Origin of the sequence: Sphingomonas sp. 67-41 (assembly GCF_001899725.1) — a bacterium.
Lineage (GTDB): Bacteria > Pseudomonadota > Alphaproteobacteria > Sphingomonadales > Sphingomonadaceae > Sphingomonas > Sphingomonas leidyi.
On the sequence record NZ_MKWJ01000001.1, the window covers coordinates 244,450 to 261,649 of the forward strand.

General features: G+C 67.2%; 13 protein-coding genes. 5 read left to right on the plus strand and 8 right to left on the minus strand.

Features of this window, described 5'->3' with window-relative positions; genetic code table 11:
- Positions 1 to 56 precede the first annotated feature (56 nt).
- The gene (locus BGP17_RS01120) at positions 57 to 2,831 is read right to left on the minus strand and encodes a TonB-dependent receptor (protein WP_286710740.1); all 2,775 of its coding nucleotides are present in this window, start codon (positions 2,829 to 2,831) and stop codon (positions 57 to 59) included.
- 234 nt (positions 2,832 to 3,065) lie between these two features.
- On the opposite strand from BGP17_RS01120, the gene BGP17_RS01125 reads away from it, so the two are divergent.
- From BGP17_RS01125 to BGP17_RS01135, 3 genes are read left to right on the plus strand one after another with little or no spacing between them, the layout of a single operon-like run.
- Positions 3,066 to 3,572, plus strand: coding sequence for a DUF1993 domain-containing protein (locus BGP17_RS01125; protein ID WP_167300803.1), 507 nt, complete (start codon positions 3,066 to 3,068; stop codon positions 3,570 to 3,572).
- Positions 3,572 to 4,441 (plus strand): 2-dehydropantoate 2-reductase, encoded by an 870-nt coding sequence (locus BGP17_RS01130; RefSeq protein WP_286710741.1) that lies wholly within the window; start codon positions 3,572 to 3,574, stop codon positions 4,439 to 4,441. Before BGP17_RS01125 ends, BGP17_RS01130 begins: the two co-directional genes overlap by 1 nt.
- A gap of 25 nt (positions 4,442 to 4,466) precedes the next feature.
- Complete coding sequence (locus tag BGP17_RS01135) at positions 4,467 to 5,246, plus strand: GGDEF domain-containing protein (protein WP_167300805.1); 780 nt, start codon at positions 4,467 to 4,469, stop codon at positions 5,244 to 5,246.
- Here the strand turns inward: BGP17_RS01135 and BGP17_RS01140 are convergent.
- From BGP17_RS01140 to BGP17_RS01155, 4 genes are read right to left on the minus strand one after another with little or no spacing between them, the layout of a single operon-like run.
- Positions 5,243 to 5,851: an ATP-binding cassette domain-containing protein gene (locus tag BGP17_RS01140; protein WP_167300806.1), complete on the minus strand. Its 609-nt coding sequence runs from the start codon at positions 5,849 to 5,851 to the stop codon at positions 5,243 to 5,245. The genes BGP17_RS01135 and BGP17_RS01140 overlap by 4 nt on opposite strands.
- Positions 5,841 to 6,530: a molybdate ABC transporter permease subunit gene (gene modB, locus BGP17_RS01145; RefSeq protein WP_286710742.1), complete on the minus strand. Its 690-nt coding sequence runs from the start codon at positions 6,528 to 6,530 to the stop codon at positions 5,841 to 5,843. The genes BGP17_RS01140 and modB overlap by 11 nt, the downstream gene beginning before the upstream one ends.
- Entirely contained in the window at positions 6,530 to 7,309 is a 780-nt protein-coding gene (gene modA, locus BGP17_RS01150) for a molybdate ABC transporter substrate-binding protein (RefSeq protein ID WP_167300808.1), read from the minus strand. Before modA ends, modB begins: the two co-directional genes overlap by 1 nt.
- A gap of 40 nt (positions 7,310 to 7,349) precedes the next feature.
- A complete protein-coding gene (locus BGP17_RS01155; RefSeq protein ID WP_286710743.1) occupies positions 7,350 to 8,369 on the minus strand; it encodes a phytase in 1,020 nt (339 codons plus the stop codon).
- Between the two features lie 147 nt (positions 8,370 to 8,516).
- On the opposite strand from BGP17_RS01155, the gene BGP17_RS01160 reads away from it, so the two are divergent.
- Positions 8,517 to 9,683 (plus strand): cytochrome-c peroxidase, encoded by a 1,167-nt coding sequence (locus tag BGP17_RS01160; protein ID WP_286710744.1) that lies wholly within the window; start codon positions 8,517 to 8,519, stop codon positions 9,681 to 9,683.
- Positions 9,684 to 9,701: 18 nt separating this feature from the next.
- Here BGP17_RS01160 and BGP17_RS01165 read toward each other — a convergent pair whose 3' ends face one another.
- Together BGP17_RS01165 and lepA are read right to left on the minus strand one after the other, a co-directional pair.
- Positions 9,702 to 11,324 (minus strand): hypothetical protein, encoded by a 1,623-nt coding sequence (locus BGP17_RS01165; protein WP_286710745.1) that lies wholly within the window; start codon positions 11,322 to 11,324, stop codon positions 9,702 to 9,704.
- Between the two features lie 373 nt (positions 11,325 to 11,697).
- On the minus strand, positions 11,698 to 13,506 hold the full coding sequence (lepA, locus tag BGP17_RS01170) for a translation elongation factor 4 (RefSeq protein WP_086130217.1): 1,809 nt from the start codon (positions 13,504 to 13,506) through the stop codon (positions 11,698 to 11,700).
- Positions 13,507 to 13,672: 166 nt separating this feature from the next.
- On the opposite strand from lepA, the gene BGP17_RS01175 reads away from it, so the two are divergent.
- Entirely contained in the window at positions 13,673 to 14,614 is a 942-nt protein-coding gene (locus tag BGP17_RS01175; protein ID WP_380926310.1) for a CsgG/HfaB family protein, read from the plus strand.
- A 123-nt stretch (positions 14,615 to 14,737) separates the two neighbouring features.
- On the opposite strand, the gene BGP17_RS01180 is transcribed toward BGP17_RS01175, so the two are convergent.
- On the minus strand, positions 14,738 to 17,062 hold the full coding sequence (locus BGP17_RS01180; protein ID WP_167300811.1) for a TonB-dependent receptor: 2,325 nt from the start codon (positions 17,060 to 17,062) through the stop codon (positions 14,738 to 14,740).
- Between the last annotated feature and the right edge of the window lie 138 nt (positions 17,063 to 17,200).

Below are 17,200 nucleotides of genomic sequence, written 5' to 3' on the forward strand. Positions count from 1 at the left end.
AAGAGCCGGCACGGCCGAGGACCGCGCCGGCTCTCCTCGTTGTTCAGCCTGCGCGATCAGAACTTGATCTTCGCGCCGAACTTGCCCGTGAAGCTATAGTCCTCATATTGCAGGAGCCGCGAGCGGCCCGCGAAGTTGCGATAGGCGTAATAGGGCTCGTTGGTCAGGTTGATCAGGTCGCCGAAAACCTGGATGTTCTTGGTGATCCAGTATTTCGCGCTGATATCCAGCTGGAAGTGATCGGTGACGTACCGGTCCTCGGTCGCATCGTCGCCCAGCTCGTCGAGATATTTGTCGCGATAGGTACCGGCGACGCGGAAGGAGACCGGCCCCTTCTCATACCCCAGCACGACGTTGAACGTATTCCGCGCGGACGAAGGCAGCGGGATCACGCGGGGATCGCCGATATCGCCGTCCTTGAGCACCGTGCCCTTGGCGTCCGTGAAGGTGTAGTTGATCTGGGTCAGCAGCCTGCTCAGCGCCCCCGGCAGGAAGCTGTAGACCTGGCTGTAGCTGAACTCGACGCCGTTGATGCGCGCGCTCGGCCCATTGTACGGGATCATCGCCTGGTCGAGGGTGCGGCCGTTATAGGCATAGTCCTGATACACGCGGTCGACGATGTAGTCCTTGATGTCCTTGTGGAAATAGCCGAGCGACAGGCCGCCGCCCTTGCCGAAATAATATTCCGCCGAGGCATCGAAGTTCCACGCCTTGTAGGGCTGGAGGTTCGGGTTGCCGAACTCGCCTTCGTCGTCCTCGATCACCACGCGCGGGGCCAGCTTCGAGAATTTCGGGCGCACCAGGCTGCGATAGCCGGCGGCACGCAGCACCAGGCCGTTGGTCGGCTCGAAGCGCGTGGTCAGGCTGGGCAGCCAGTCGGTATAGCTGCGGGCGACGCGGATCGGCGTCACCGTCTTGGCATCGAGGTCCAGCACCTGGCCATGGATATCGTTACGGGTACGTTCCATGCGCACGCCGCCGATCACGCGGACCTTGGCGCTGTCCCAGCGGGCGAGCAGATAGCCGGCCGAGACGTCTTCCTTCACCTTGTAATCGGAGTCGTTCGAGCTTTCGAACGTATCGCCGTCGTCCAGCGCGAACAGCTTGCGATTGGCGTCGTAATAGTTGCGGAACGCAGTCTTCGACAGCGCCGGCTCGATGTTGGCCAGGTCATAGTCCTGCGGACCGAGCAGGTCCCGCATGGTGAGGTCGCCCGGGCCGTCATATTCATAGACGTCGATGTTCGCGTCGTAGCGCTTGGTACGCCAGCGGAACTTGGCGCCGCCCTGCACGGTGAACTCGCCCGCGCCGGTCGCGAAGGTCTTGGCGAGGTCCGCCTTGGCCGCCCATTCGGTATCCACTGAATCGCTCAGCGTGGTGCGCTCGAGCTTGTCGAACTCATAGCCCGCAGGATCGACGAACGCCGCCTGCCCCGCCACGATATTGTAGCGGGTCTTCATCGGGTCGGCATAGTCGAAGGCGACGACGAAATTGTCGCCATCGTCGAACTTGCGCTCGAACGCGGCCGGGTCGATCGAGCCATTCTCGCGCTCGCTCGACCGCGCCCAGCTGCCCGAATAGTTGAGCTTCCAGCCATTGGCCTTGGTTTCGCCACCCAGGGTGATCGACTTGATCTCCTGGCGCTCGAAACGGTCCTTGAGGTCGCGCGTGACCGCGATCTCGCCATCCTTCGAATCGAAGGTAGCGCCGGTGGCCGTGCCGGTGCTGGGCGCCTCGTCCATTTCGAAGGTCAGCCGGCGGCGATATTCCTGATCGTCGAAGCGCGAATACAGGCCGCGGGCATAGAGCGTGGTGGTGTCGCTGGGCTTCCAGTCGAGCGACAGCGACGAGCTGAAGCGCTGGCGCTCCACGTCATAGTCGCGATATTCGACGGTGTCGGCAAAGGCGTTGCCGCCATCCTCGTCCCAGCCGTCCATCTCTTCGTTGTTGGTCGCGAACTTGCGCTGATAATAGGAGACGCCGCCGGCGATGCCGAAATTGTCGGTGATGCGAGTCGAGAAATCGAAGCTCGCCTTGGGCGTCACCGTCTCGCGCAGATCGTTGTAGCTGCCCTCGATCGAGGCGGTCAGCAGGTCCTTCTTGCGGGCGAAGGCGCTCACCGTGTTGATCTCGATCGACGCGCCGATCGTGTCGGCGTCCATGTCGGGGGTCAGGGACTTCTTGACCTCGATCGATTCGATCGTGTCGCTCGAGATCACGTCGAGCGCGACCGAGCGGACATCGGATTCGGGCGCGGGCAGGCGCGTGCCGTTGACCGAGGTGCCGTTGAGCTCGGGATCGAGGCCGCGGACCGAGACGAAGCGGCCCTCGCCCTGGTCATTCAGAATGTTGATGCCCGGCAGGCGACGCAGCGATTCCGCCACGTTCTGATCGGGAAACTGGCCGACCGCGTCGCGGGTCAGCACGCTCTCCACGCCGTCGGCGGCGCGCTGGCGCGAGAGCGCGCCGAGCAGGTTGGCGCGCTGGCCGACGACGAGGATCTGGCTGCCCGCGGTGCCGAGCACCAGGTCCTGCCGGAACACGCCGCTTTCCGGCACCACGATCTTCACTTCGCTCGCGGGCACGCCGGCGAATTCGGCGCGCAGCGTGTAGGCGCCGGCCGGAACGTCGCCGAAGCGGAAGCTGCCCGAGGCATCGGCCTCGGTGGTGCGGCGCAGCTCGACGATGGTGACGCGCGCGCCCTGGAGGTTGCGGGTGCCGCTCGCCTCCGAAACATTGCCGGTCACGTCATTGGCGTGCGCGGCGACCGGTGCGGTGAAAAGCGCGGCGCCAAGCAACAGGCGCGTGCGGAGAGACGGTTTGCGAAACATGAAATCGGGCCCCCTTCAATATGCAGGGGCCCGGTTGCCTTGGATCATGAACGGTACATTTCTTCTTGACGACATTTCGGTGACACATGGCTAAGCAACTGCCTTTACAGCAATCTTTCCCATGACGCGCGATCCCGCACTTCGTTGCGCCGCGGCAATCAGGTCCTGCCGGAAACATTTCGCTTCCGTTCGGGCCCGTTGCGCGGCGTTCCGCGGGGGCTTATCTCCGCGACCATGGCAACCGAACTCTACGACCTGACCGTTCCCGTCTTCCTGCGCGGCTTCAAGGCGATGGCGGCATTCCTCGACAAGGCGCGCGCATGGGCCGACGAGCAGGGCATCCCGCACGAGGAACTGCTCGCCGCCCGGCTGGCCGAGGACATGGCGCCGCTCACCGCACAGATCCAGCGGGTCAGCGATTCGGCGAAGCTCGCCGTGGCGCGGATCGGCCGGATCGAGGCGCCGGCGATGGCCGATACCGAGACGAGCTTCGACGAGCTGCAGGCGCGCATCGCGGCGACCATCGCCTTCCTGAAGGCCGTCCCGCGCGAAGCGATCGACGGACGCGAGGATGCCGATGTCGAAGTGAAGACGCCCAGCCGCAGCTTCCACTTCAAGGGCCTGCCCTATGTGACCGGCTTCGTCCTCCCCAATTTCTATTTCCACATGACCGCCGCCTACGCGATCCTGCGCCACAAGGGCGCGCCGGTGGGCAAGATGGATTATCTGGGCGGCATCTGATGGCGCGCGTGGCGGTGATCGGCGCGGGCGCCATCGGCGGCACCCTTGCCGCCTGGCTGGCCCAGAGCCACGAAGTCACGGTCTGCGCGCGCTCGCCGCTCGCCGATCTCGAGGTCGAGACGCCCGAAGGGGTGATCCGCGCCGCGCCGCGCATCCTCACCGATCCGGCCGGGGGCAGCGCGGTGGATTGGATACTCTGCACCACCAAGACCTATGACTGCACCGCCGCGGCCGCCTGGCTGCCCGGCTTGATGGGGCCCGCCACCCGGCTCGCGGTAATCCAGAACGGCGTCGAGCAGCGCGATCGCTTCCCCCAGGTGCCGGCGCAGCGCACCGTGCCCGTGATCATCGACCTGCCCGCCGAGCGGCACGCGCCGGGCCGCATCGTCCAGCGCCGCAACGGCACGATCCATGTGCCCGAGGGCGAGGCCGGCGAAGCCCTGGTCGCGCTGTTCGCCGACACGCCGATCGATGCGCAGACCACGCCCGATTTCGTCACCGCCGCCTGGCGAAAGCTCGCGATCAACTGCTCGGGGATCGTCAGCGCGCTTACCCGTCGTCCCGCCGAAGTGGCGAACGACGAAGGCGTGGCGGAGGTAATGCGCGCGCTGGTGCGCGAATGCATCGCGGTGGGCCGGGCGGAGGGCGCCGACCTGCCCGACAAGCTCGCCGACCAGGTCGTCAGATGGACGACGCTCGCGCATCCGCAATCGGTCAATTCCCTCCACGCCGATTTCGTCGCGGGCCGCCAGACCGAAGTGGATGCGCGCAACCGGGTGATCGTCCGGCTGGGCGCCACGCACGGCATCGATGCGCCGATGAACCGCGCGCTCGCATCTCTACTAATGGCGGCATCCACTCGGAATTAACCGTTGCGGTGCAGGAATCCCGGCCATGGAAGCTGGTATTCGTGCGTTGCTGCTCAGTCGCGGCACCTGGTTCGTCATACTCCTGGCCATGGCCGGGCTCTACGGCATATTCGCGTTCGACATCTTCCGCGACGAAGGCGCCAATGTCGCCGATCGCAAATTCCGGATCGAAGTGGACGAGTTCCTGCTCTTCACCTCGGCGCTGATCCTCCTGCTGTTCGGCTTCGGGCTGAACCAGCATCGGGCGCGCGCGCGCGAACGCGTGCGGAGAATCCAGGCCGAGCACAGCGTGCGCGATCTCGGCTATCATGACGCGCTCACCGGCATGCCCAATCGCCGCGCCTTTGATGAGGCGCTGGCCCGGCTGGTCGACGGAGCGGCGCCGGAGCGGCTCACTGCGGTCTTCATGCTCGATCTCAACGGCTTCAAGGCGATCAACGACACGCATGGCCATGCCGCCGGCGATGCGATCCTGCGTGCCGCGGCGGGCCGCATCGCCGACGCCGTACGGGACGGCGATTGCGCGGCGCGGCTGGGCGGGGACGAATTCGCGGTGATCGCCCCCGCGGTCCTGAGCGCGGAAGTGGCGCTGTCGATCGCCGGCCGGCTCGCCGCGAGCATCACGCGCCCGATCGTGCTCGACGGGCGCTCCCACCAGGTGGGCACCGGCATCGGCATCGCCCTGGTCCGCAGCGGCGAGATACATTCCGCCGAGCTGGTTCGCCGCGCCGACATCGCGCTCTATGCAGCCAAGCGCGGCAATGGCGAGCCCTGGCGTCTCTACGCGCCCGAGCTGGAAGCCTAGATCCCGACCACGCGCGTTCCCAGCCGCGTCGCTTCGTCGCGGTCATGGGTCACCATCAGGATCGGCATCCGCACCGCGTCGCGCAGCCGCTCGATCAGCGCCATGATTTCCTCGCGCCGCGCCCGGTCGAGCGAGGACAGGGGCTCGTCGAGCAGCAGGAAGCGCGGATCGGACAGCAGCGCCCGCCCGATCGCCACCCGCCGCGCCTCGCCCCCCGAAAGCGTGCGCGGCCAGCGATCGAGCAGATGCGCGATGCCCAGCAACGCGATCGTCTCGTCCACGTCCAGGCCGCCATCGCCTCGACACCCATAGAGCAGGTTGGCGCGCACGCGCAGGTGCGGGAACAGCCGCGCTTCCTGGAATACATAGCCCGCGCGCCGCTCGGCCACGGGCACGTCGATCCCGGCCGCGCCGTCGAACAGCGTCTCGCCGCCCACTCGCACATGGCCCGCATCGGGCGCCGTCAGCCCGGCGACCATGTTCAGCACGCTGGTCTTGCCCGCGCCCGAGGGGCCGAACAACACGGTGAGCCCCGCGTCCGCCACGATCCGGCAGGCGATCTCGGTCTCGCCCAGGCGCTTGGTCAGGTCGAGGTCAAAGGACATGCAGCCCCCTGCCCGCGCGCCGCGCGATGATCTCGGAAGCGAGCAGCGCTCCCAGCGAGAGCAGCACCGAAATGCCGGCAAGGCGCAGCACCTGGCCCTCGCCGCCCGGCAGCTGCAGCGCGGCGTAGATGGCGAGCGGCAAGGTCTGCGTCTCGCCCGGCACGCTGGAGACGAAGGTGATCGTCGCCCCGAACTCGCCCAGCGCCCGCGCGAAGCCGAGCACCGCGCCGGCGAGCACCCCGGGCAGGCTGAGCGGCAGCGTCACGCTCGCGAACACCCGCCAGCGCCCGGCTCCCAGCGTTGCCGCCGCCTGCTCGAGCCGCCGGTCGACCGCTTCGATCGAGAGCCGCATCGCGCGCACCATCAGCGGCAGCGCCATCACCGCCGACGCGATCGCCGCTCCGGTCCAGCGGAACAGCACCGAGACGCCGAACCAGCTCTCGAGCCAGCCCCCGATCGGCCCGCCCGGCGCGAAGGCGAGCAGCAGCAGCCAGCCGGTCACCACCGGCGGCACCACCAGCGGCAGGTGCACCAGCCCGTCGAGCAGCAGCTTTCCCGGAAAGCGCCCCCGCGCCAGCAACCAGGCCAGCGCGAACGCCACCGGCAGGCATGCCAGCACCGCCACCCCGCCCACGCGGAGCGACAGCAGCACGATGCCCCATTCCGCGGGCGCGAGCATCACAACGGCAGGAAGCCGAAGCGCCGGAAGATCGCCCGTCCCTCGCCGCCCAGCAGGAAGCGCCGGAACGGCTCGGCATCGGGGCTGGCCGATGCCTTCAGCCGGGCAAGCGGATAGCGGATCGGCGGATGGCTGCTATCGGGCAGCACGCGCACCATCTCCACTCGGGTGGAGGCGCGCGCATCGGTCGCATAGACGATCCCGAACGGCGCCGCCCCGCGCTCGACGAACGCCAGCGCCGCGCGCACGCTCTCGCCGCGCACCACCCGAGCCTTCACCGCATCCCAGGCCCCCAGCGCCTCGAGCGATGCCCTGGCATAGCGCCCGGCCGGCACCGCGTCCGGATCGGCGAGCGCGAGCGGCCCGCCGCCCAGCAACCGCGCCAGCGGCACGCGCGGCCCGGCATCGCCCCGCGCGCCCTTCGGCCGCACCACCACCAGCCGGTTCCCCAGGAACGCCGCGCGCGTGCCCGGCACGATCAGCCCGCGCTTCTCGACATCGTCCATCCACGGCTCGTCGGCCGAGACGAACAGGTCCGCCGCCGCGCCCGCCGCGATCTGCCGCGCCAGTGCCGAGGATGCGGCGAACGAGCAGACCGGCCGGGCCCGGCCCTTGCGTGCCCAGGCATCGGCTGCCGCCGTCATCGATTCCTGCAGGCTGGCGGCGGCCAGCACCAGCGGCGCCCCCACCGCGGCGGCAACCACCCCGCGCGGCGCCATCGCCGCCACGCCGATCCCGGCGAGCAGCGCTCGCCGGTCGATCCGTCCCTCGATCGTCATGCCCCCTGCCTGACACCCGCCACGCAGCGAGGCAAGGCCCTCACTTCAGCCCGAGCGCCTTGCGGACATCCGCCCAGCGGACCAGCTTGAAGTTCTGCGCGGCGGGCGCATTGTCGCCATCCTGCGCCAGCATCAGCCCGCCCTGCAGCCCCGGCCCGAAGCTCGCGGTGGAGACTTCGATCCCGTCGGTCTCGCTGGTCGCGCCGAATTTCCCCGCCGCGATCCGGAACCGCCCCGCATAGGCCATGTCGCGCAGGCGCCACACGCCATAGGCGCTGTCGCCCTGGCTCGACACGACCAGCCAGCCGCCGCGCGCGCCCTCGGCCGCGATCGCCACGCCTTCCACATCGTCCACCAGGCGCTTGCCGTCCACCGCGATCACTTTCTCGCCGGCGATCGGATCGCGCGGGTTCGCACCGAAGCGCCACACGCCGACATCCTCCTCGCCCACGAACAGCGTGCCCGTCCGGTCATCGGCCACGCACCCCTCGGACTGGGTCGCCAGCCGCATGGTGCGCACACGGTCCGCCTTGATCGCTCCGCCTTCGCGCAGGATCTCCATCTGCACGATCGTGCCGCCCTTGTGCACGACAAAGGCATGCAGCCGTCCGCCGCGCGGCGCGTACATGCACAGGCCATATGCCTCGCCCGCCCCGGCATCGAACCGCCCGATCTCGGCGAGCGCGGCCGTCCGCGTATCCAGCGTGTAGAGCGCCAGCTTCGCCGCCGCCTTGTCGTTGCGATCGCTCGCCGCCACGATCACCTGGCCGCCCCACACGCGCAGGTCGACATTGTTCACTCGCCCCGCCGGCAGCGTCGAGCGCAGCTTGCCCGACAGGTCATAGACGTTGAGCCCGGCCTTCTTGTCGGTCGCGACGATCAGGCTGCGAGCGGGATCGCGCGGGTTGCGCCAGATCGCGGGATCGTCCGCCGCATCCTCCAGGCTCGCAACTGCCTGCGTCTCCCCGATCGCCTTCACTTCGGCAGTCGGCACCGCCTGCGCATCCTGAGCGGTGGCAGCAGGCACGGTCTGGAGCAGCATCAGCGTGGCAAGCAGCATGGGTTCCCCTTCTTCATGGACGCCCGCCGTCTATAAACGCTGTGCGACGGAACGATGACGATCCGGAGACAGTCGCTCCCCCATCGCTCGACAGGAAACCGTCGCCCCGGTGCCCGAACCGCGCTACGACGCATGGCGGCGAGAGGGATGGCGATGCGCTTGGGGAATATCGGACCGCTGGTCGTAAGCGCCTTGATATTGGTGCTGGCAGCCTGTGGAGGCGGAGGAAGCGCCCGGCGCAGCACCACCCCTGAGGGCATCGCGAAAGTCACCACCATCGACTTCGCCCAAGTCGCGGACTATTCCGCGCCAAAGCTCCCCGCCTATTTCGATCACACCGTGGCGGCGCTGGACAACGGCCCGGCTTCCGACGCGACCAGCGATCGTGTGGCAACGCTTGGACGCGTGCTGTTCTACGATCTGCGGCTGAGCACGAATAACAGGGCGTCCTGCGCATCCTGCCATCGGCAGGCGATCGGCTTTACCGACTCGATGCGGTTCAGCAACGGGATCAGCAACGCGGCCACCACCGATTTCCATGCGATGCGGCTGGGCAATCTCCGCTACTGGCAACCCGGTTCCGCCTTCTGGGATCGGCGCGCGCCCAATCTGGAAGCACAGACCAGCCAACCCTTCCACAGCCTGGTCGAATTGGGATGGGGCGGAGACGCGGGCGGCTTCGACGCGCTGACCCGGAAAATGGGCGCGACGCCCTATTATCCGGACCTGTTTGCCTGGGCGTTCGGCAGCGCCGCCATCGACGAGGCCCGCATCCAGCAGGCGCTCGCCCAGTTCGTGCGCGCGATGGTCTCGCACTCGAGCCGGTGGGACACCGGCTATGCGCAGGTCTTCTCCCCCAGCGCCCCGAACCGCGCGCTGGACGTCGACCTGCCGAACTTCAGCGCCCGGGAGAATCGCGGACGGCAGTTGTTCATGACAAGTGCGCGACAAGGCGGCGCCGGCTGCTCCGCCTGTCACCTTCCGCCGACCTTCGCCCTGGCGGCAAATGCGCGAAGCAACGGCCTGGACGCGGGCGAGACACGCCTGTTCAAGGCGCCGGCGCTGCGCAACGTCGGACTGACCGGACCCTATATGCACGACGGCCGCTTCGCGACCCTTGCGGAGGTCGTCGACTTCTACGACCACGGCATCCAGCAGGGCCCGGCGCTCGACGACCGCCTGCGCGAGGGCGGGCGGCCGCGGCGCCTGAACCTGAGCCCGGCGGATCGGGCGGCGCTCGTCGCCTTCCTGACGACGCTGAACGACCCGGCTCTCACCACGGATGCGCGCTTCGGCGACCCGTTCCGCCGGTAGGAACGCCGGTGCCGGATCCTAGGCGCGGATCGAATAGAGAGTCGCGTTGCTGATCGCGTACACCGCGCCATCGGCGCCGACGAGCGTCGGCGTATAGGCCTGGCCGAGCCCTGCGTTCAGCCGCACGCTCTGCGACAGCGTGTTCGTGGCCAGGTCCCAGCGATACAGCACGCCGTCCTCGTTGTTCGCGAGGATCGACCGGCGCACCGGGTCCGCGGCCATGGTGTTGATGCACCACTCGACTCGCGAATTGGCGGAGCCGCCGTCCCGCGTCGGGGCCAGGATCGTCAGCACTTCGCGCATCACCTGAACGCTGGGCACGATCGTATCGGCCTGGCTCGCCTTCGGATCGATCACGGCTATCCGGTTGAGCCCGTCGCCATTCCCTACCCCGAAGTAGTTATTGTACTTCGTTGCGAGCAGATAGGTCGACGTGCCGGTGTAGGATGGCACCATCGACGCAGGAATCACGCTGGGCGACACGTCCCAGCCGAAGCTGCCCGGAACTCCCGCCGGATTGAGCAGGGCATCGAACTGCAACAGCCAGCCCCGCGTGTTATGCGTCGGGAACTGCGATTCCATCACGCCGAGGAACACGCGGCCATCGGGACCGACCACCGGCGATGCCGTGCCGTCATCGGGAAGGCGCGCGGGCGTGCCCAGGTTCGGGTCGGTCAGCGCGATCCTGGCGCGGGTCGCGAGCGTCGCGCTGTCGAGCGCGAGCAGGAAGCCGGTCTGCGTCGCGGTCGTCGAGCCCCGATTCACCGCGACATACACCGTGCTGCCGTCGATCGAGATGGCGGGAGCGCAGTTCATCGCGGGCTTCTGGACCGAGGCATCGCCCGCTGCCGCCGCGACGCCCACCCAGCTGCCCGTGCCGTCGGGCGCGACCCGCGCTATCCCGCTGACCAGCCCCGCCGGGTTCGCGCCGGTCACCACGAAACCGAAGAAGACATTGCCATTCGCATCCGCGGTGAGCGGCGTGTTGATGAAGACGCTGCCGTCGAATGCCGCGGAATTGGCATTATACACCGCCGCACCATAGAATATCTGGGCCGTCAGGGTGCCGTTGACCGCATCTCCATCCGCCCGCATCAGCAGCTTGCCGCCGGCGCCCGGCGCATAGACCCGGCCCTGTTGGGTGAGGATCAGGTTGTACGGTGGCTGCCAGTTGTGCGGAGGCATGACATAGTCGGTGGCGGCCATCCACAGGAGCGCACCGGTCGCGCCGGCACGGCCTTCGACGCGGAAGCCGCCAGTGGCCCCCGTCTTCACCGGGATCACCACGGTATTGTTCGTCGTCACGGCCGGCGAGCCATAATGCGCGAGCAGCCCGCCCCAGCTGGCATATTGCGGAGCAAGATCCACGGCGGACGTCCAGGCGATGCGATTGAGGTCCTGCGTGGCGATCCCGCTCAGCGCGGTATGCTGGGCGTCGCGGCCATAGCCGAACCATGCGGGGCCGGTGACCGGCGTGGGCGTGGGCGTCGGCGTTGGGGTTGGCGTCGGGGCCGGGCTCGGCGAGGGCGACCCGCCGCTGCATGCCGCGACCACCATGGTCGACGACAGCATCGCCAGCGCGCCGCGACGCGAGACGCGAGAGTCGGAAACGGGAACGGAGGGAATGCGATTACGGCTCATGGCTGCGCTCCATCAATGTGCTGACGTCGCCGGCGCGCGTGTCACCCCCTGGCATTGCCGACCCGGCCACACTTCCCAAAAGACCTGTGAAGTTGTTGCTGAGCCGCTCTGCAGACATGGCGCCAACCTGTTGAGGAGAGACAGGATAGACTTCTCAAAAGGAGAAGAAGATCGCAACATTTATCTTGACGGCTCATCGCCGCCAGGATCTCGACCTCCTGACGCTCCACGAATTCGCACAAGTCATTTGCGACAAAGCCGCAGCGGCAGGCGATGAGGATCGCCCGCTATCCGATGACCGCAAGAACGGGCGGCCGCTTCGCAAAGGCCCAGGCCGGCCGCCGCTGACGACCCGGCGGGCGCAAGCTTGCCTCTATTCCTCGCCCATCCGCAGCGCCGCGATAAAGGCCTCCTGCGGGATCTGCACCGAGCCGTATTCGCGCATCCGCTTCTTGCCTTCCTTCTGCTTCTCCAGAAGCTTGCGCTTGCGGGTGATGTCGCCGCCATAGCATTTGGCGGTCACGTCCTTGCGCAGCGCGGCGATCGTCTCGCGGGCGACCACCTTGCCGCCGATCGCCGCCTGGATCGGGATCTTGAACAGGTGGCGCGGGATCAGGTCCTTCAGCCGCTCGCACATGCCGCGGCCGCGGCTCTCGGCGGTCGAGCGGTGGACGATCATGCTCAGCGCGTCGACCGGCTCGTTGTTGACGAGGATGCTCATCTTGACGAGGTCGCCGGCGCGGTGGCCGATCTGCTCGTAATCGAAGCTCGCATAGCCGCGCGAGATGCTCTTCAGCCGGTCGTAGAAGTCGAACACCACTTCGTTGAGCGGCAGCTCATAGGTCACCTGGGCACGGCCGCCGACATAGGTGAGGTTCTTCTGGATGCCGCGCCGGTCCTGGCAGAGCTTGAGGATCGGCCCGAGATACTCGTCGGGCACATAGATCACCGCATTGATCCACGGTTCCTCGATTTCCGCGATCCGGTTGGGATCGGGCATGTCGGCGGGGTTGTGGAGTTCGATCTCGCGGGCCTCGGCCTCGCCCGCCGCCTTGGTCAGCTTGAGCTTGTAGACCACCGACGGCGCGGTGGTGATCAGGTCGAGATCATATTCGCGGCTGAGGCGCTCCTGGATGATCTCCAGGTGGAGCAGGCCGAGAAAGCCGCAGCGGAAGCCGAAGCCGAGCGCGGCGCTGGTCTCCATCTCGAAGCTGAACGAGGCATCGTTGAGCCGCAGCTTGGAGATGCTTTCCCGAAGCTTCTCGAAGTCGTTGGCGTCGACCGGGAACAGGCCGCAGAAGACCACCGGCTGGACTTCCTTGAAGCCCGGCAGCGCTTCGGCGGCAGGCTTCTTCGCGTCGGTCAGCGTGTCGCCGACGCGCGCCTGGGCAACTTCCTTGATCTGCGCGGTGATGAAGCCGATCTCGCCGGGCCCCAGGTCGGGCAGGTTCTCGAGCTTGGGGCGGAAGCAGCCGACCCGGTCGATCAGATGGGTGGTGCCGGTCTGCATGAACTTGACCTGCTGGCCCTTGCGGATCGTGCCGTCGATGACGCGGACCAGGATCACGACGCCGAGATAGGGATCGTACCAGCTGTCGACCAGCATCGCCTTGAGCGGCGCGTCCGGATCGCCCTTGGGCGCGGGAATGCGTTCGACCACGGCATCCAGTATCTCGTCGATGCCGATGCCGGCCTTGGCGCTGGCGAGCACCGCGTTCGAAGCGTCGAGGCCGATGATCTCCTCGATCTCGTTCTTCACCTTCTCCGGCTCGGCCGAGGGCAGGTCGATCTTGTTGATGACCGGAATGATCTCGTGATCATGCTCGATCGACTGATAGACATTGGCGAGCGTCTGGGCCTCTACGCCCTGGGCCGCATCCACCACCAGCAGCGCGCCTTCGCAGGCGGCGAGGCTGCGGGAGACTTCATAGGCGAAGTCGACGTGACCGGGCGTGTCCATCAGGTTGAGGACATGGCCCTTCCATTCCAGGCGCACCGTCTGCGCCTTGATGGTGATGCCGCGCTCCTTCTCGATGTCCATGTTGTCGAGCACCTGGGCGGACATCTCGCGCTCGGAGAGCCCGCCGGTGCGCTGGATCAGCCGGTCGGCCAGGGTCGACTTGCCATGGTCGATGTGCGCGATGATCGAGAAATTGCGGATCTTGGAAAGGTCGGTTGCCATGATCGGGGCGCGTTAGCAGCTTGCACGCGAAAGCCAAAGGGTCCGAAATACACTGCCGGTACCTTCTGTGATTTCACCGCGACGCGTTTGCCGCTATCCGGGCGATGGTTTCAAACAGAGGGAGAGAACCATGACCTCGAAGACCGCGTTCATCGTGAAGACGTTGATGGCTTCGGCCGCCCTGCTCGGCGCGAGCGGAGCCTATGCGCAGAAGCAGGCCAAGCCGACCAAGGGGGAAAAACTGCAGCAGGCCGCCGTCAACGACGTGCCGCATTGCTCGCGCAAGCTGGGCACGCTCTCGATCGTCGACGGCGACGATCCCAGCGGCTGGACCCAGTATCAGCTCGCCCCGCCCGCCAAGCTGCTGAAGGTGCTGGTGCAGCGCTCCGGATGCTTCAACCTCGTCGATCGCGGCTCCGGCCTGCAGGCGGCCGCGCGCGAGCGCGACATCGGCGGCGGCCTGGGCCTGCAGCGCGGCGCGAATGTCGGCCAGGGGCAGATCAAGGCGGCCGATTATGTGCTCGTCGCCGAAGTGCAGGGCGCCAACAGCAATGCCAGCGGCAGCGCCGTGGGCGGCATCGTGGGCGGCCTGGTCGGCGGCCGGGTCGGCGGGCTGCTCGGCGGCATCAAGTCGCGCAAGCTCGAGGCGAACACCGTGCTCTCGCTCACCAACGTCCGCACGACCGAGACGATCGCGGTGCAGGAAGGCTATGCCGCCAAGAACGACATCGGGTTCGGCGCGGGCGGCGGCGTCGGCTTCTTCGGCGGTGCGGCCGGCGCGGTCGGCGGCGGCTATGAGAATACCGATATCGGCCGGATCGTGACGCTGTCCTTCATCCAGGCCTATGCCAAGATGGTCACCGATCTCGGCCTGGTCCGGCCGGGCGATGCCGGCACCGCCCAGGCGGCGCCCGCCAAGACCTTCACCGCCCAGGCGCCGGTCGCGATGCGCGCCGCCCCGGTTGCGACGGGCAAGGTCATCCGTACGCTCCCGGTGGGCGCGATCGTCTATCCGACCGGCAACAAGAACGGCCTGTGGTGGGAAGTCGCCGACGAGAACGACAATGTCGGCTGGGTGCTCAACACCAAGCTGGCGCCGTCGAACTGACATTTTCCGAACGGTGGAGAAAAGGGCGGGCGCCATCGGCACCCGCCCTTTTTTTGCCCTGGAAAGGGGACGGGCCCAGCGGAGTTGCAATCCGCCGGGCCCGACTGACCGCCGGAAACGGGATTAATGGATCCGGCCGGTCAGCGACACGCCGATGACGCGCGGCTCGTTGAGCACCGCGGCCATATAGTTTTCGATCACGCCCTTGAGGTTCTTCTCGTTCGTGATGTTGCGGGCGAAGGCAGCGACTTCCCAGGCGCCGTTGCCGCCCTGGTAGCCGATCTTCAGGCCGCCTTCGAAATTGCCCTTCGAGTAGAACTCGTTGGTCTTGTAGAGCACATAGTTGGTGTAGCCCTGCACGTTCCAGTCGGTCGAGATGAAGACCTTGCCGCTGTCGCTGACGGGGATGTCGTAGCGGGCCGTGGCGCTGAGGTTATATTCCGGCGCGTTCGGCAGCGGGTTGCCATCGATCTGTGCGAACACCGCCGGCGAACCGAAGACGGTGCGGGTGATGGTCGGGTCGTTGACCGTGCAGACCACCGTGCCGGCCAGCGCGCAGACCTGGGCATAGACGCGCTTGTCCTTGATCTCCGAATGGAGCCAGCTGGCACCGAACGAGAGCGCGAGGTTGCGCACCGGGCGCACGTTCAGCTCGGCCTCGACGCCATATGCCTCGGCCTTGTCGGCGTTGAAGAGCACGCCGTTGCCGTTCGAGTCGTTGCCGTTCAGCTGGATGTCGTCGACCGTGTAGTAGAAGCCCGTCAGGTTGAAGCGGACCTTGTTGTCGAACAGGCTCGACTTGATGCCGGCCTCCCACGACAGGATCGTCTCCGAATTGGCGGTGGTGAAGTCCGAGTTGAACACGGCCGAGCGGCCCTGGATGGTCGGGCCGCGGAAGCCGCGCGCGACGCGGGCATAGAGGCTCAGATCGTCGCTCGCCTCATAGAGCGCGCTCACGTCCCAGCTCGGCTGCCGGTCCGACAGGCGGACATGGCGGCGGCCCGCATAGGTCACGGCGCCCGCCGCGGTGTCGGCGGTCTTCAGCAGATCGGTGGTCTTCGTGTCCTGGGTCACGCGCACGCCGCCGGTCAGGCGGAAGCGCGGCGTCACCTGATAGCTCGCCTGGCCGAACAGCGCCCAGCTGGTGTTCACGTCGTGCAGGCGCACCCAGTTGTTCGGGTTACGGCCGACCACGCCGGGGCTCAGGAACCAGGCGCGCTGGTAGAACTCGGTGATGTCGCGGCTGTCGAAGTACATGCCGCCGATCTGCCACTTGAAGGCACCATCGCCGTTGCTGGCGAGGCGGACTTCCTGCGACCACTGGTCGAGACCGCGCAGACGGCCCATCGACTGGCCGCAATCGCGGCACGTGCCCGTCGCCGGATTGTAGCCGAGCTGGCTGAAGCCGCCATCGGTGTCGCCGCGGCTATAGCCCGAGCTGGTCTCGAAGGCAGTGATCGAGGTCAGCGTGACCGGACCGAAATCGAAGCCGTTGTTCCACGACATGCCATAGGTGTCGTAGTCCTGCGGGTTGTTCGCCGCCTCGTCATACTGGACCGTGGTGCGCGAGACGTTGCTGACGTCGTTCGAGCCCTTCTTGAGCCCGTTGCGCAGGAACAGCGTCGAGGTGCCGTGATAGTTGCGCATGTGCGCCGAGAAGAGCGAGGTCCAGTCCTCGGTCGGCTTCACCAGCAGCTGGATGCGGGCATCGCGCTCGTCGAAGCCGCCCATCGCGTTCTTCTTCGGACGCTGGGTGCCGTCCGAGTTCGGGCCGGAATAGGCGTTGTCGACATAGTTGTCGCGATGCTGGAACAGGCCCGAGACGCGGATCGCGACATTGTCGGCCAGCGGGCCGCCGATGCCGGCGTCGAGGCTGATGCTGTTATAGCTGCCATAGCTCAGCGTGCCGCGCGCATCGAGGCCGTCCAGCGACGGGCGGACGGTGTCGAACTTGACGATGCCGGCCGTGGTGTTGCGGCCGAACAGCGAACCCTGCGGGCCGCGCAGCACTTCGACATGGTCGAGGTCATAGACCGGGTTCGACTTGAGCACGACATGCTCGAGCACCACGTCGTCCTGGATGATCGACACGGGCTGCGAGGCGCCCAGGTAGAAGTCGATATTGCCCAGGCCGCGGATGTAGAAGCGCGGGAAGATGCGGCCGGTGGTCGTCTCGGCATAGAAGCTGGGAACCTTGCCCGACAGCGCGAGCAGCGTGTCGTCGCCGCTGGCGGTGAAGTCGCGGGCATCCTGGCCGCCGATCACTGCGACCGACACCGGCGTGTTCTTCAGCGCTTCGGGACGGCGCTCGGCAGTGACGACGATCTCGGTCGTGGGCTCGTCGGCGGCCGGGGCGGCAGTGTCCTGCGCCTGCGCGGTGCCGCCGATGGCGAGCGCGCCGAATGCCGCGCCCAGGAAAAGGGCAGATCTGGTGATGCGGATCTTCATGTGGTTCTTCCCTGCTGTGCGCCCGACACGCAGCAACGGCCACGACCCCGCATTCGCAGAATCGCGCCACCGTCACGCCGGGCATTCTTGTTATCGAAGAGTGGCTCTCGCCCCCTGCAAGGGCGCCGTTAGGATCGG